General features: G+C 67.9%; 16 protein-coding genes. 2 read left to right on the forward strand and 14 right to left on the reverse strand.

Annotated features, from left to right (window positions below):
• Positions 1–13 precede the first annotated feature (13 nt).
• From bamB to HUS23_02280, 12 genes are all read right to left on the reverse strand, one after another.
• Entirely contained in the window at positions 14–1,174 is a 1,161-nt protein-coding gene (gene bamB, locus HUS23_02225) for an outer membrane protein assembly factor BamB (protein ID QKT02713.1), read from the reverse strand.
• The gene (locus HUS23_02230; GenBank protein QKT02714.1) at positions 1,171–1,812 is read right to left on the reverse strand and encodes a tetratricopeptide repeat protein; all 642 of its coding nucleotides are present in this window, start codon (positions 1,810–1,812) and stop codon (positions 1,171–1,173) included. Before HUS23_02230 ends, bamB begins: the two co-directional genes overlap by 4 nt.
• 30 nt (positions 1,813–1,842) lie before the next feature.
• Complete coding sequence (gene hisS, locus HUS23_02235) at positions 1,843–3,144, reverse strand: histidine--tRNA ligase (GenBank protein ID QKT02715.1); 1,302 nt, start codon at positions 3,142–3,144, stop codon at positions 1,843–1,845.
• Between the two features lie 159 nt (positions 3,145–3,303).
• A complete protein-coding gene (gene ispG, locus HUS23_02240) occupies positions 3,304–4,434 on the reverse strand; it encodes a flavodoxin-dependent (E)-4-hydroxy-3-methylbut-2-enyl-diphosphate synthase (protein QKT02716.1) in 1,131 nt (376 codons plus the stop codon).
• 27 nt (positions 4,435–4,461) lie between these two features.
• Positions 4,462–5,403 carry a helix-turn-helix domain-containing protein gene (locus HUS23_02245; GenBank protein QKT02717.1) on the reverse strand — a complete coding sequence of 314 codons (942 nt, stop codon included), beginning with the start codon at positions 5,401–5,403 and terminating at the stop codon, positions 4,462–4,464.
• Entirely contained in the window at positions 5,390–6,160 is a 771-nt protein-coding gene (gene pilW / locus HUS23_02250) for a type IV pilus biogenesis/stability protein PilW (protein QKT02718.1), read from the reverse strand. The genes HUS23_02245 and pilW overlap by 14 nt, the downstream gene beginning before the upstream one ends.
• On the reverse strand, positions 6,157–7,326 hold the full coding sequence (gene rlmN / locus HUS23_02255) for a 23S rRNA (adenine(2503)-C(2))-methyltransferase RlmN (GenBank protein ID QKT02719.1): 1,170 nt from the start codon (positions 7,324–7,326) through the stop codon (positions 6,157–6,159). The genes pilW and rlmN overlap by 4 nt, the downstream gene beginning before the upstream one ends.
• 159 nt (positions 7,327–7,485) lie before the next feature.
• Positions 7,486–7,917, reverse strand: a complete 432-nt coding sequence (gene ndk / locus HUS23_02260) for a nucleoside-diphosphate kinase (GenBank protein QKT02720.1) — start codon at positions 7,915–7,917, stop codon at positions 7,486–7,488.
• A gap of 581 nt (positions 7,918–8,498) precedes the next feature.
• Positions 8,499–8,822 carry an iron-sulfur cluster assembly accessory protein gene (locus tag HUS23_02265; GenBank protein QKT02721.1) on the reverse strand — a complete coding sequence of 108 codons (324 nt, stop codon included), beginning with the start codon at positions 8,820–8,822 and terminating at the stop codon, positions 8,499–8,501.
• A 79-nt stretch (positions 8,823–8,901) separates the two neighbouring features.
• Positions 8,902–9,360 carry a Fe-S cluster assembly transcriptional regulator IscR gene (gene iscR / locus HUS23_02270; protein QKT02722.1) on the reverse strand — a complete coding sequence of 153 codons (459 nt, stop codon included), beginning with the start codon at positions 9,358–9,360 and terminating at the stop codon, positions 8,902–8,904.
• Positions 9,361–9,501: 141 nt separating this feature from the next.
• Entirely contained in the window at positions 9,502–10,302 is an 801-nt protein-coding gene (gene cysE / locus HUS23_02275) for a serine O-acetyltransferase (protein ID QKT02723.1), read from the reverse strand.
• An 86-nt stretch (positions 10,303–10,388) separates the two neighbouring features.
• The gene (locus tag HUS23_02280) at positions 10,389–11,108 is read right to left on the reverse strand and encodes an RNA methyltransferase (GenBank protein ID QKT02724.1); all 720 of its coding nucleotides are present in this window, start codon (positions 11,106–11,108) and stop codon (positions 10,389–10,391) included.
• A gap of 95 nt (positions 11,109–11,203) precedes the next feature.
• Between HUS23_02280 and suhB the strand changes: the two genes are divergently transcribed.
• Positions 11,204–12,004 (forward strand): inositol-1-monophosphatase, encoded by an 801-nt coding sequence (suhB, locus tag HUS23_02285; protein QKT02725.1) that lies wholly within the window; start codon positions 11,204–11,206, stop codon positions 12,002–12,004.
• Between the two features lie 259 nt (positions 12,005–12,263).
• Complete coding sequence (locus HUS23_02290; protein QKT02726.1) at positions 12,264–12,614, forward strand: hypothetical protein; 351 nt, start codon at positions 12,264–12,266, stop codon at positions 12,612–12,614.
• Positions 12,615–12,661: 47 nt separating this feature from the next.
• Here HUS23_02290 and secF read toward each other — a convergent pair whose 3' ends face one another.
• On the reverse strand, positions 12,662–13,609 hold the full coding sequence (gene secF / locus HUS23_02295; protein ID QKT02727.1) for a protein translocase subunit SecF: 948 nt from the start codon (positions 13,607–13,609) through the stop codon (positions 12,662–12,664).
• Positions 13,610–13,620: 11 nt separating this feature from the next.
• The gene (gene secD, locus HUS23_02300; protein ID QKT02728.1) at positions 13,621–15,480 is read right to left on the reverse strand and encodes a protein translocase subunit SecD; all 1,860 of its coding nucleotides are present in this window, start codon (positions 15,478–15,480) and stop codon (positions 13,621–13,623) included.
• Positions 15,481–15,528: the final 48 nt, after the last annotated feature.

Below are 15,528 nucleotides of genomic sequence, written 5' to 3' on the forward strand. Positions count from 1 at the left end.
CATGGCTCGCTCGTCAGCCTCCGACGCGCCAAGCGCTGAGGCGCCCGCCGCGGCCGTGCACGTACAGGTACTCGCCCTCCACCACCGGTGCGGCGAGGACCCCGCGCCGGTCGGCGCGCTCGCGCGCCACCAGGCGCCCGTCCTCGCGCGCGAACCAGTGCAGATAGCCCTGGTAGTCGCCCACCACCACGTAGTCGCCGTGCACGGCCGGGCCGCTGAGGCGCCGGCCGCGCAACTCGTCCTGACGCCACAAGGTCTCGCCGGTGCGGGCATCGAGCGCCCACAGGTGATCGTCGGCGTCCGTCACATACACGGCGCCGACCACCGCCGGACCGCGCGGCCGCGCGTCGGTGGCCAGACCCGCGTGCACCGAGATATCCCGCGCCCACACGGCCCGGCCGCTCTCCAGTTCGATGGCGCCCACACGCCCCTGATAGCTGGCCGCGAAGACCAAGGGGCCGACCACGAGCGGATCGGCGTCGATATCCACCATGCGCTCGAGCTCGTTGCGTCCGCGCGGCACGCCGAGCGGCAGCTCCCACAGCACGCCGCCCTCGGCCAGGGTCAGCGCGGTGAGCTGGCCGCTGTCGAAGCCGGCCAACAACCAGTCGCCGAGCAGCAGCGGCGCGCTGGTGCCGCGCAGCGTCAGCACCGGCACGGTGCGGTCGTAAACCCACAGCCGTCGGCCCTCGCGCGCATCGAGGCCGGTAAGGCGACCATCACCCGAACGCACCACCACCACCCCGCCCGCCTCACGCGGCGGCGCCAGCACCTCGGAACTGACCCGTGCGCGCCAGATCTCCTCGCCGGTATCGGGCGCGAGCGCCACCACGGTGCCGTCGCTCGCGCCGATATACAAATGAGCGCCCCAGCCGGGCGAACTGGTCAGCGTCGCCTCGAGATCTTGGCGCCACAGCGGGCGGCCGCTCCCGGCTTCGTAGGCGCGCACCGTACCGCCGCGCTCGCCGACATAGACCGCGCCGTCGGCCACCAGCGGCGCCAGCCGCAGATAGCGCTTGTCGTCGCCGCCACCGGCGCGGCGCTGCCAGTCCCGCTTCACCTCCACGGTGGGTTCGAACTCGACCAGCGGCGCCGGGGGTTCGACCGCCGAGCGTGTGGCGCAACCGGCGAGCAGCAGGGCGGCGAGCGCCGCCACCGTCAGCAGGCGTCTCACGAGGCCGCGTCCTCTTGTGTGGCCGCATCCGCGACGTCGTCATACTTCATCTGTAACAGCTGCGAGGGCCGCCCCTCCACGCCCTCCAGCGCGGCCGCGTAGGCCTGCCGCGCCTGCGCGCGCTCGCCCATCGCGAGGTACACGTCGCCGCGCGCCTCGTCGAAGGCGGGCCGCAGGGGGTCCGCCACCTCGCCTTCCAGCCGTGCCAGCGCCTCTTGGTGCTCGCCGGCGTCGAGCAGCAGCCGCGCCAGGTGCAGCCGCGCCAAGGTGCGCGCCTCATCGGTACGGGCATTGTCCGCCGCCCAGGCAAGCTGCGCGCGGGCCACGTCGAGTTCATCCTGTGCCACCGCGGCGCGCGCCACGGCCAGCGCGGCGAGGCCGGCGTAGGCGCTGCGCGAATACTCGCCGATCAGCCCCTGGCCTTGCTCCATGACGCGGGCGTACTCGCCCTGCTCCAGGTCGTGGAGCATGGACTGGTACGCCATGGAGGCCGACTCGGCCTGGCGCTCCTGCTGCTCCATCCACCACCAGGCACCGCCGGCGATGGCGCCGCCAAGCACCACGCCGAGCACCACCGAGCGGCCGTACTCCTTCCACCAGCGCTTGAGCGCTTCGAGTTGTTCGTCGTCTGTCTGCACCGTCCTGCCTCCTGATCCTCAATCGGCCCGCTAGCCGATGGCGGGCTCTTGCTGTGTCGTTGGGCGCGTCACCCTCTCCGCCAGGTGCTCACCGAGGCGCTCCTGCGCCACGCTCTCCTGCTCACGCGCCTCGCGCAGCCATTTGATACCGGCCACCCCCTGCGCCACCTCGCTCTCGCCCAGGATCACCGCCACCGCAGCGCCGCTGCGATCGGCGCGCTTGAGCTGGCTCTTGAAGCTTCCGCCGCCGGCGTGCATCAGCACGCGCAGGCCCGGCAGCGCGTCGCGCAGCCCCTCGGCCAGCGCAAAGCCGCGCCGCTCGGCCGCATCCCCGGCCATCACGAGATACACGTGCGGCGCGTCGTCCAGCCGACGCGTCTCGTCCAACAGCGCGACCAGGCGTTCCAGCCCGGCGGCAAAACCGATCGCGGGCGTGGCCTTACCGCCTAATTGCTCGACCAGGTCATCGTAGCGCCCGCCGGCGCAAACCGTGCCCTGGGCGCCGAGGCGGTCGGTGACCCACTCGAACACGGTACGCGAGTAGTAATCCAGTCCACGCACCAGGCGCGGGTTCACCACGAAGTCCACGCCCGCGTCGCGCAAATAGCCCTGCAGGGCCTCGAAATGCGCCTGCGACTCGGCGTCCAGGTGTTCGGTGAGCACCGGCGCCTCGGCGAGCATCGGCGCCATCGCGGGATTCTTGCTGTCGAGGATGCGCAGCGGGTTGGTGTGCAGCCGCCGCTGACTGTCCTCGTCCAACACGTCCGCGTGCTGCGCAAGATAGGTCACCAAGCGTTCGCGATAGGCCGCGCGGGCGGCGGCGGTGCCCAGCGAGTTGAGCTGCAGGGTAACCGCGTCGCCCAGACCCAGCCCGTCCAGCCAGCGCCGCGTCATGACGATGAGTTCGGCATCGATGTCCGGCCCCGCCAGCCCGTAGGCCTCCACGCCCACCTGATGGAACTGGCGGTAGCGCCCCTTCTGCGGACGCTCGTGGCGGAACATCTGACCCGCATACCACAGGCGCTGCACCTGATTGTGCAGCAGCCCGTTCTCGATGCAGGCACGCACGCAGCCCGCGGTGCCCTCCGGGCGCAGGCTCAGGCTGTCGCCGTTACGGTCTTCGAAGGTGTACATCTCCTTCTCGACCACGTCGGTGACCTCGCCGATGGAGCGGCGGAACAGCTCGGTCTTCTCCACCACGGGCAGGCGAATCTCGCGGTAGCCGTACTGGGCCATCAAGGCGCGGAAGCCGGCCTCCAAGTACTGCCACTGGGGGGTCTGCTCGGGCAGGATGTCGTTCATCCCGCGCACGGCCTGTACGGTGCTGGACAAAACTGACCTCGATCGACGGGTTGGAAGGGCGCGCGCGGACGCGCAGGAGGCCGCATTATACATGGGCGGTGGCGGCGCTAGCAGGATGTTGAAATGCCCGGCACTGCGGCGTTGCGCCACGGCGCGCCGAAACACTGGACGGGTTGTCCCCGTCGGCGCTCAGACGGCCTTGATGGGGATCACGGGGCGCCCGGGCTCTGCCTCCCCCGCTTCGGCGCGACGTGCAAGTTCGGCGCGCACCACCCGCTCGAGCTCGTCGACCAGACCCTCGTTGCCGACCTTGTGATGCGGCTTGCCGCCGATATAGAGCAGATTCGGGCTACCGCCAGCCAGGCCGATGTTGGCCTCGCGGGCCTCGCCCGGGCCATTGACCACGCAGCCGATGACCGCGACGTCCATGGGCTCGAGTACATCCTCCAAGCGCTCCTCGAGGGCGTTCACCGTGGCGATCACGTCGAAGTTCTGTCGCGAGCAGGACGGGCAGGCGATGAGGTTGATGCCCTTGTTGCGCAGGTGCAGGCTCTTCAGGATGTCGAAGCCGACCTTCACCTCCTCCACCGGATCGGCGGCGAGCGAGATGCGGATGGTGTCGCCGATGCCGTCGGCGAGCAGCATGCCGAGCCCGATGGACGACTTCACGGTGCCCGCGCGCAGGCCGCCCGCTTCAGTGATGCCGAGGTGCAACGGCTGCTCGATCTGCTTGGCCAGCAGGCGGTACGCGCCCACGGTCATAAAGATCTCGGAGGCCTTCAGGCTGACCTTGAAGTCCTGGAAGTCGAGCCGGTCGAGGATCTCGATGTGGCGCAGGGCGGATTCGACGAGCGCCTCGCTGGTGGGCTCGCCGTACTTCTTCTGTAGATCCTTCTCGAGCGAGCCGGCGTTCACCCCGATGCGGATGGGGATGCCGCGGTCGCGCGCGGCGCTCACCACCGCCTGCACGCGATCCTCACGCCCGATGTTGCCCGGGTTGATGCGCAGGCAGTCCACGCCCAACTCGGCCACGCGCAGCGCGATGCGGTAATCGAAATGAATGTCCGCCACCAGCGGCACCCGCACCCGTTGCTTGATGCGCCCGAACGCCTCGGCGGCCTCCATGGTGGGCACGGACACGCGCACGATGTCGGCGCCCGCGCGTTCCAGACGCTCGATCTGCGCCACCGTTGCCTCGACGTCACAGGTCTCGGTATTGGTCATGCTCTGCACGGCGATGGGCGCCCCGCCGCCGACCGGCACATCGCCGACCATGATCTGGCGGGAAGAGCGTCGCTGTATTGCACCGTGGAACTGCATGTCGATCACCGCGGGATAGAAGGTGGGCTAGTGGCGCGCTTGGCCGATGCGAAAACGCGCCGCATCATTCGCGCGATTGTAGCGTGACTGGTCGAAGCGCGCACCGTCGTAGGTCACTGCCACGCCGGGCGAATAGCCCAGGAATACCGTGAACGGCGGCTCACCCTCGAGGCTCAACTCACGCCCGGCCGCCACCAGGTTATAGGCCAGGCGCTCGCCGCTCGCGTCGGTCACTTCGGTCCAGGAATCGGCCTCGAAGCGCAGCACCAGGCGCGACTTGGGCGCCGCTGCGGCGACCCGCGGGGCCGCCTCATTGGCCGCCGGCGCGGCTTCGCGCCGCGCCGCGAGGGCGTCCGCGGGCGCGCTTTGCACCTGCGGGGCCGGTTCCGGGGCGGGGGCCGCCGCGCGTTCGGAGGCCGCCGTCGGCGCGGGCGCCGGGGCCGCCGGCTCCACAATCGGCGGCTCGGCGAGCGGCTCTGGGCCGGCAACCTCATCGGGCACCGCGTCCCCCGCGGCTACCGTGACCGAGCCGCCCGCGTCCTCGACCGGCAGCCGCTCGGCGAAGCGGTCCGAGCCCTGCGTGGCCCACCAGATCGCCAATAGCGCGACCAAGCCCAGCACCACCGCATAGGTCACCAGTCGCACCGGGGCATCGCTGCTGCGCACCTGCGGACGGGTGATGTTCGGCATCAGGGCGGGGTCATGGAGGTCCAGCGGAAACTCGCCCACGACGGTATCGGGGTCCAGCCCCAGGTGGCGCGCGTAGGCGCGCAGGTAGCCCTTGATAAACATGTCGGCCGGCAGTGCCGCCCGCTCCTCCGCTTCCAGCGCCTGCACCACCCGCGCCTCCAGCCGCAACGCCTGAGCGGCCTGCTGCACGGTCTGACCGCGGGCCTCGCGCGCGGCCCGCAGCCGCGCGCCGGCGCCCAAGCGCTCGGCCGATTCCTGTACGTGTTCAGTGTCGCTCATGTCGCGTGCGTTCCCATTCGCGCATCAGGCGCGCTTCGTCCGAATCCGGAAAGCGGTTGTTCAACTGCATGCGAAGGCTGGACACCGCATTCTGATCGCCCAGCGCGTACTCGTTGCGCACCGCGAGCCACAGCGTCTCGGCCGTATGCGGACCGACCTCCCGATACCGCTGGAGGTAACGTCGCGCCTCCAGGTGCTCGCCCTGCTCGTACTTGAGCTCCATCAGCGCCACGAGCGCCGTAGGCAAGTGTGGATCGAGTTGCAGCGCCGACCGAAAGTAAGACGCCGCCTGTTCCGCGTCGCCATTGCGCTTACTGCACACGCCCAGGTTTTCGTAGGTCTGCGCCGGGGCGTTGTAGACCGGGTTGCGCAGCGCCGTGTGGAAGTGCTTGGAGGCGCGCTGGTACTCCCCCTGGGAGCACAAGAACACGCCGTAGTTGTTGTGCAAGGCGGCGTCTCGCGGGGCCAGCCGCACGGCGCGCGCGAAATGCTGCTCGGCCTTCTCCGGCTCGTCCAGACGCCGATACAACTCGGCGAGGTAGTGGTGGGCCCGGTCCAGGCGCGGATTGTGCTGCAACGCCCGCTGCAGTTTGTTCAGTGCGAGTTCCAGTTCGCCCTGCTGCATGTAGGCCAGACCGAGTTCGGCATTCAACTCAGCCGGACCGCTCTGCTCTTCCCGTGGACCCTTGCTGGCACATCCTGCCAGCAAAACAATCAGCATCCCTGCCAGAACCAAGGTTCTGGTCGATGCTCTCATCTCACCTCCTGCACCCTCTGTAGGCGTTGGCTGCGGCGCGTCCGATCTTGTACCCGGCCTGCGAGCTGACCGCAGGCGGCGTCGATATCGTCACCGCGTGTCTTGCGTGTAATGGTGGTCAGGCCCGCGGCCAGCAGCACGTCGCGGAAGCGATCGATGCGGGACTGCGAGGAGCGCCGATAGCGGGCCTGAGGAAAGGGGTTGAACGGGATCAGATTCACCTTCGAAGGCACGCCACGCAGCACCCGGATGAGTTCGCGCGCGTGCTCCAGGCTGTCATTGACGCCCTCGAGCATGACGTACTCGAAGGTGATGCGCCGGCGCGAATCCGCCGCCACGTAGCGTTTGCAGGCCGCCAACAGCTCCGCGATAGGGTACTTCTTGTTGAGCGGCACGAGTTCGTTTCGCAGCGCATCGTTGGGCGCGTGCAGCGAGACCGCCAGCGCCACGTCGCTCTCCTGGGCCAAGCGATCGAGCATGGGCACGACGCCCGCGGTGCTCAACGTCACGCGCCGCTTGGACAGGCCATAGGCGAAATCGTCCATCATGATGTCCATGGCGGGCACCACGTTGTCGAAGTTGAGCAGCGGCTCGCCCATTCCCATCATCACCACGTTGGTGATCACGCGCTCGGCGGCCGGAGAATCCCGCCGCGCGCCGTCCGGATCCCCTTCCAACGCACGCTTCGCGACCCACACCTGCGCGATGATCTCCGCGGTGGTCAGATTGCGGTTGAAGCCCTGAGCCCCGGTCGAGCAGAACGAGCAGTTGAGGCTACAGCCGACCTGCGAGGACACGCACAGCGTGCCGCGCCCGGCCTCGGGGATGAATACCGTCTCGATCGCGCTGCCGCCGTCCACGCTCAGCAACCACTTGCGCGTACCGTCGGCCGAGGTCTGCTCCAATCGCACCTCGGGGGGGCGGATCTCACAACGCTCGGCCAGCCGCGCCCGCAGTGCCTTGCTGAGGTTGGTCATGGCGTCGAAGTCGGTGACACCAAGCTGGTGTATCCACTTCAACACCTGCGTGGCGCGGAAGGGCTTCTCGCCGAGGTCGACGAAATAGGCCTCCATCGCGGCACGGTTGAGGCCGAACAGATTGAGGCGCGCGTTCCCTTCCTGGGTTCCCGCGGCCTGGGGGCGGTCTGACTGTGCTGCCTGATCCATGGGGCATTGCCTCTATGACGCTGGGGTACTTCGGCGGCGGGCGGTCCGGCGTCGCGCTGCCGCCGCCCCCGGAGACGGAGCGGCGCGCGCGGCGCACTCCCCGCTGCTCACGCGGCGCTGCAGCGACGGCACCTCCGTGTGCCTAGAACGCGCGGCGCCTCAGCGCGTCCGCGCGCACAATTCCTCGGGCTTGAAGAAGAAAGCGATCTCCTCCCGGGCAGTCTCCGCGGCGTCCGAACCATGCACGGCGTTCTCGTCGACGGTCTCGGCGAAATCGGCGCGAATGGTGCCGGGCGCGGCATCCTTCGGGTTCGTGGCGCCCATCAGCTCACGATTGCGAGCCACCGCGTTCTCCCCCTCGAGCACCTGCACCATCACCGGGCCGGAGGTCATGAAGCTCACCAAGTCGTTGTAGAACGGGCGTTCCTTGTGCACCGCGTAGAAGGCTTCGGCCTGCTCGCGCGACAGCTGCAACATCTTGGCGGCGACGATGCGCAACCCGCCCTTCTCGAAGCGGCTGTAGATTTCGCCGATCACGTTCTTGGCGACGCCGTCGGGCTTGATGATGGAGAGGGTACGTTCTGTGGCCATGACTACTCCGTAAGGTCTCTAGGGGGGTGTCCATCCGCCTCCCGGCGGTCGCGCTATTCTAACGGTCGCCCCGCAGGCCCACAATCGAGCGCCGTGACCGCGTGCACAAAAAGTCCGCGCAACCCGCCGAACGACCGCGCGCCGCCCTGCAGAGCCATGGCGCACCGCCGCCGAAGACAAGCCATTGAAAACAAAGTCGGCGGGCATATGGACGCCCGTCTTGATTGGACGCAGACGCGCGCCAGGGGTTCAGCCGCGACGAGATAGATGGCACGGGAACGGCGCGACATCAGGCCACGCGCCCACAACCGCCGAGAACCCGCAGGGTCCGCGGCACAGGGATGTGCCGCCCGTTTTCGGGGCAACACGCCGAAAACGAAGGAAGGCGAGAACCACGCTTCTCGCCTTCCGTCAGCCGGGGAATCCAGGAGGGATTCATCCGGCTTAAAACAGCCGCCGCCCGTTTTCGGGGCAACACGCCGAAAACGAAGGAAGGCGAGAACACGCTTCTCGCCTTCCGTCAGCCGGGGAATCCAGGAGGGATTCATCCGGCTTCAAAACAGCGCCATCCCGGCTTGCAATCAGATATTGAAACTCTCTCCGCACCCGCACTCGTCCTTGACGTTGGGGTTGTTGAACTTGAATCCCTCGTTGAGGCCCTCGCGCCGGTAATCGACCTCGGTGCCTTCGAGGTACATCAGGCTGCTCGGGTCGACGATCACCTTCACACCGTGACTCTCGAACACCTTGTCCTCGGGCGCCACCGCCTCGGCGTAGTCGACGACGTACATGTAGCCGGAACAGCCCGTACGCTGCACCGCCACGCGCAGTCCCTCGCCGGAGCCGCGCTTCTCGATGAAGTTCTTGACGCGGCTGGCGGCCGCGGGGGTGAGACTGACTGCCATTGACTACCTCCTGAACATACTTGGCGGCGCGCCTTCCGGCGGCGCCAGACCACACTTTCCGAAGCTTGACCGCTGCGTGCTAAGGACGCACGAAGCGCGCCACCTTAATATCCTGGCGCGTGGCGACCTCGCGCACCGCGCGCCGCTCCACCAGTTCGCCGAGGGTGATGTTGCTCAGGAAACTGTGGATCTGGTTGCTGAGATCCGCCCATAGATCGTGGGTCAGGCAGCGCTCCTCGCCTTGGCAGTTGGAGGCCCCCCCGCAGCGCGTGGCGTCCACCTTCTCGTCCACGGCGGTGATGACGTCCGCCACCGCAATGTGTGCGGCGGCGCGGCTCAAGCGATAGCCGCCGCCCGGCCCGCGCGCGCTCTCGACCAGCCCGTGCTTGCGCAACCGTGCAAACAGCTGCTCAAGATACGACAGCGAGATGCCCTGGCGCCGCGAGATATCGGCCAGAGTGATCGGGCCATCCGTGTAATGCAAGGCGAGATCCAGCATTGCGGTGACGGCGTAACGCCCCTTGGTCGTCAACTTCATAGCTCTTCCTTCGCGCGCGATTGCTGTCCAGTGTGTGCCGCGGCGCCCGGATACGGGCGAGGCCCAAGGCCCGAGGCGGCTCAATCGGCGCCTGGTGAAAATCTACCCAACGCCCCCCAACCCCGGCAATACGGGTACTACCTACTTGCGGCCCGCGGCCGCTTCCTGCTCGGGGCCGCCGGGCTTCTGGCTCTCCAGATCCACGCTGCAGGCGGCCGACTCGGGCGCCGTCCCGTGGAACTTCGGGTCGAGGCGCTGCATGGCATGCCACAGGATCTCCAGCTGCTTATCCGTCGCGTGCATGTGATCGAGTACGCAATCGATGGCATTAGCCACCGGATCGGGCATGTCCTGTGTGGTGCCGTAGGCGTCGAAGCCGATCTTCTGCGCCATCGCGCGACGGCGCGCATCGACCTCCACCACCGGCCCGCTTTTGCGCACCACGCGCCCCGGGATGCCCACTACGGTGGCGCCGGCGGGCACGTCCTTGACCACCACGGCGTTCGAGCCCACCCGCGCGCCCTCGCCCAGCGTGATCGGCCCGAGCACCTTGGCGCCCGCGCCCACCACCACGTCCGCGCCGAGCGTCGGATGACGCTTGCCCTTCTGCCAGCTGGTGCCGCCCAAGGTCACACCGTGGTACAGGGTGCAGTCGTCGCCGATCTCCGCGGTCTCGCCGATCACCACGCCCATGCCGTGGTCGATGAAGAACCGCCGGCCGATCTTGGCCCCTGGATGAATCTCGATTCCCGTCAACCAGCGACCGACCGTCGAAAGCACGCGCGCCAGCCACTTCAGGCGCCACTGCCACAGCGCGTGACTCAGGCGGTGCAGATAAATCGCATGCAGGCCGGGATAGGTGGTGAGAATCTCCAGTGCATGACGCGCGGCAGGATCCCGCTCCCTGATGCAGCGAAGGTCTTCGCGCAGCCGGCCAAACATAGGCGTGAGCCCCTATTCCTGAGTAAACGCGTCAACTATTATGACGCAACTCGCCGTCACGATGCCAGTGCCGACTAGCATCGCCTTCAGCGTCCGGTTTTCTTCTGCACCGCGGTCAACACCCCGCGCAGGATGTTGAGTTCCATGCGCTCAAGTTGCGCCCGGTTGAACAGCCGGCGCAAGCGGCGCATCAGTTGGCGCGGGTTGCCGGGATCCAGGTAGTCGACCTCTACCAGCACCTGCTCGAGGTGAGCGTATAGCCCCTCCATGTCGGCGCCGGTAGCGAGCGGCCCGTCCGTCTCCGGCGCCGGAGGCGCCTCGCGCGCCGCCAAGTGCAACTCGTAGGCCAGCACCTGCGCGGCGGCTGCCACGTTGAGCGAGCTGTAGCGGGGATTGCTCGGGATGTGCACCAGCGCGTTGCAGCGTTCCAGTTCCTGGTTGGTCAGGCCCGAATGCTCGCGCCCGAGCACCACCGCCACCTGCGCCTCGCCCGCCAACGCCATCGCCCGCGCGGCGGCCTCGCGCGGCTCGACCACCGGCCAAGGCAAGGTGCGCAGGCGGGCGCTCGCTCCGAGCACCAAGGCGCAGTCGGCCACGGCCTCCTCCAGCGTCGCGCACACCACGGCGCGGGCGAGCAGGTCGTCGGCCCCCGAGGCACGCGCGGTGGCCTCGGCATGCGGGTACTCCAGCGGGTCGACCAGGTACAGCCGCTCCAGGCCCATATTCTTGAGCGCGCGCGCCGTCGCCCCGATATTGCCGGGATGCGAGGTGTTGACCAGGACAAAGCGAATCTGCGAGAGGCTCATGAAACATGCCGACAGCACTTGCGGGCTGCTAGAATACAACGTTTTGCAGCCAGGCGGGCGCCTGCCCCTGCGCCACGAACCGAGGAGTCCCCTACATGCACCCCCTGCTGAACATCGCCGTTCGTGCCGCGCGCAGCGCGGGCAACGTCATTGCACGTTCGGTCGACCAGCTGGACACGCTCAACGTCGTGCAGAAGGCGCAGAACGACTTCGTCAGCGAGATTGATCGCCGCGCCGAGCAGGAGATCGTGCGCATCATCCGCGAGGCCTACCCCCAGCACGGCATCCTGGCCGAGGAAAGCGGCGCGCAGGGGCTGGACGAGGAGTATGTGTGGATCATCGACCCGCTCGACGGGACCACCAATTTTCTACACGGGTTTCCGCAGTTCGCCGTCTCGGTGGCCGTGCAGCAGCGCGGGCGTTTGTACCAGGGCGTGATCTACGACCCCCTGCGCCAGGAGTTGTTCACCGCTTCACGCGGCGCCGGCGCGCAGCTCAACAGCCGCCGCATCCGCGTCACCAGCCGCCGCAGCCTCGACGGCTCGCTGATTGGTACCGGCTTCCCCTTCAAGGACCTTGAGCACCTCGACGCCTACCTCGAGACGTTTCGCGCGATGCTCCCCAAGACCGCGGGTATCCGTCGCGCCGGTGCCGCGGCGCTGGACCTCGCCTACGTCGCGGCCGGGCGCCTGGATGGGTTCTGGGAGATCGGGCTCAAGCCCTGGGATATGGCGGCGGGCGTGCTGATGATCCAGGAGGCAGGCGGGCTGGTCGGCGACTTCGCCGGCGGCCACGGCTATATGGAAAGCGGTAACGTGGTTGGCGGCAACCCCAAGGTCTTCAAGGCCATTCTGCAGACCATCCAGCCGCACCTCGGCGAGGCTTTGACCCGCTGAAAGGGCGCTCCGTCGCACTTCCCTCTCCTGCGCGGCACCCCGACCGTGGCGCAGCCGTCGCGCTAGTGCCTTGACAAGCCCGCGGCGCGGCTGCTAAACGGGAGCGTAGATCCCGACTCCAAGAGGTCGGTGGGTAACGACCCGGTGGGGATCCTTCGGGCGACGGACCCGGGTCCGCCGTCGTCAGTGGAGCGCAGGCAGCGAGCCGCGCCAGCGGAATACGCCTGCCGCGCCCCGCCCAACCTCATAAGGGGGCGGTATGAAGAATGTTGTCACCTACCTGGCTCCACCTCTGGCCGTGTACCGCTACGCCTATGCGCGCTGTTGCGCAGCGCCCATAGGCGTATTCTGGCTCGCCGGCATCACCGCATTGCTCTATGGCTTGAACGACGGACTGCTGGGCAGCAGCGGGCTGGAGTGGATGATGCTGGGGCTAGGCTTGGTGCTCTGGGCAATCGCCGTGGTGTGGACGTTCGACACCCTGCGCCGGGCCGCGGAAGACGAACGCGACCCGGACTGCACCAGCGGGGAAAGCGCCCACTGCCACGTGGTGCGCCCGCAAGACGACGAACAAGACCCGCTGGAGGAAGTGCGCCGCCTGAGCCATTGAGCGGCCATCGTGCGTGGCGCCCGCGCAGGGCGCCGCGTGGCATCGGCTCAGGGCTCCGGGCGCCCTTCGCCTTCCCCTTCACCCTCTTTCTTGACGGGCATCAGATCCGCCTTGCTGACACCCAGCGCCAGCGCGACGGGGCTCGCGACGTAGATCGACGAGTAGGTACCCACCACCACGCCGATGATCAGCGCGATGGCGAAGTTGCGCATCAGTTCACCGCCGATCAGCAGCAGGGTCAGCAGCACCAGCAAGGTGGTGACGCCGGTGACCAAGGTGCGCGACAGGGTTTGGTTGATCGACACGTTCATCACGTGTGCCGGCGTGCCCTTGCGCAGACGCCGAAAGTTCTCGCGGATGCGGTCGAACACCACGATGGTGTCGTTGAGCGAATAGCCGATCACCGCCAGGATGGCCGCCAGTACCGTGAGGTCGAAGCTGAGTTGGAACAGGGCGAAGATACCGAAGGTGATGATCACGTCGTGTATCAACGCCGCCACCGAGCCCAGCGCGAAGCGGTACTCGAAGCGCAGCGCCACATAGATCATCACCAGAATCAGCGCGTAGAGCATGGCTAGCGCACCGTCTTCGGTGAGCTCGTCGCCCACCTGCGGCCCCACGAACTCCTGGCGGCGCCGATCGACCTCACCCTCCACCGAGGCATCGAGGACCGCGAACACCTGCTCGGCCAGGGTGGCGGCCTGCACACCCTCGCGCGGCGCGAGCCGCACCAGCACGTCCCGCGCGGTACCAAAGTGCTGTACCACCGCATCATCGAAGCCCGCCTCGGCCAGCACCGCGCGCACTTCGGACAACTCCACCGCATGCGGATAGCCCGCTTCAACCAGCGTGCCGCCGGTGAAATCCAGCCCCAGGTTCAGACCGCGCGTGGCCAGCGCCACTATCGACACCACGATCAGCACTATCGAGATGAACAGGGCCAGCTTGCGCTTGCCCATGAAGTCGAACTCGGGGTTCTTCTTGATCAGCCACATGACGCGAACCCTCAGATCGACAGCCGGCGCATACGGCGCCCGCCGACGAAGTAGTTGACCACCGCGCGGGTGCAGACGATGGCGGTGAACATGGAGGTCGCGATACCGATCGTTAGCGTGATCGCGAAGCCTTTAATCGGGCCGGTGCCGAACATGAACAGCACGATGGCCGCCAGAATCGTGGTGATGTTGGCGTCGGCGATACTCGAGAATGCCTTGTCGTAGCCCGCCACGATGCTCGCGTGCGGACTGCTTCCGTTACGCAGCTCCTCGCGTATTCGCTCGAAGATCAGCACGTTGGCGTCCACCGCCATACCCACGGTTAGCACGATGCCGGCGATACCCGGCAGGGTGAGTGTGGCCTGCAGCATCGACAGCACCGCCACGATGATGACCAGGTTCAGCCCCAGCGCGAGGTTGGCCACCAGCCCGAAACCGCGGTACCACAGCGCCATGAACGCCAGCACCAACACGAAGCCGATCACCACCGAGCGGAAGCCCTGCTCGATGTTGTCCGCGCCCAGGCTCGGGCCGACGGTGCGCTCCTCGACGATCTGGATGGGCGCGGCGAGCGCGCCGGCACGCAGCAAGAGCGCGAGGTCGCGCGCCTGCTCGGGGCTGCCGACGCCGGTGATCTGGAAGCGGCGGCTGAAGTGGCCCTGAATCGTGGCCACACTGATCACCTCTTCCACGCGACGGGTGCGCTGCTGCGCCTCGCCGCCGACCATGACGGTTTCGACCCGGTTTTCGATGAACACCACCGCCATGGGGCGGCCGATGTTGTCGCGCGTGGTCTGGCTCATGGCGCGCGCGCCCTGCCCGTCCAGGCTGACGAACACCGCGGGGCGCCCGCCCTCCTGATCGAAGCCGGACGAGGCGTCGGTGATCTGATCGCCGGTGACGATCACCTGCCGGCTCAGCAGCACCGGCGAGCCGTCGCGCTCGCGATACAGCCGCGCGTCGAACGGCACCCGGCCCGTCTGCGCCGCCTCCTGCCACTGGTCGTGCGTGCCGACCGCGAGGCGGAACTCGAGCGTCGCCGTGGTGCCCAGGATCTCCTTGGCGCGCGCCGTGTCCTGCACCCCCGGCAGCTGAACCACGATACGGCTCTCGCCCTGCTGCTGGATGATCGGCTCGGCCACGCCGAGTTCGTTCACGCGGTTGCGCAGGGTGGTGATGTTCTGCTGCACCGCGAAGCGCTGGATCTCGCGCTGCTCGTCTTCGGACAGACGGGCATAAAGAAAGAAGTTCTCGCCCCGCTCGGCGGTGGTGAACTCGAGCGCACGGAACTCGCCGCCCAGGTGGCGCTGCGCGCGTTCGCGCTCGGCGGCATCACGGAAGCCGATCTCCACCGCGCCGCCCTCGCGCGCCACGCTCAGGTAGCGGATGCGCTGGTCGCGCAGCATGGACCGGAAGGTGTTGACGTAACGTTCCAGCGCCTGGTGGACCGCCGCCTCCATATCCACTTCCAGCAGGAAGTGCACGCCCCCGCGCAGGTCGAGCCCCAGGTACATGGGCGCGGCACGCAGCGCGCTCAGCCAGTCCGGCGTGTTGGGCGCCAGATTGAGGGCCACCGTGTACTCCGGGCCCAGCGCGGCACGCACGATGTCGTTGGCGCGCAGCTGATCTTCGGTCTCCTCGAAGCGCACCAGGATGCCGCGCTCGACCTCGTCCACCGCGCGCGGGGTCAGGTTGGCCTGCTGCAACGAGTCCATGATGCGCTCGCGCGCGGCGGCGTCGAGCGTCGCGGTACGCGGCGGTGAGACCTGCAGAGAGGGGTCCTCGCCGAACAGGTTGGGCAGCGCATACACCACGCCCACCACGACGATGGCGAGGATGAGGAGATACTTCCAGAGCGGAGTACGGTTCATAGTCTACCTGCGCGGCGCGACCGCCTCGGCCGCGCGCGTACTGTTACC

Source organism: Ectothiorhodospiraceae bacterium 2226, assembly GCA_013348725.1.
In the GTDB taxonomy this organism is placed as follows: Bacteria; Pseudomonadota; Gammaproteobacteria.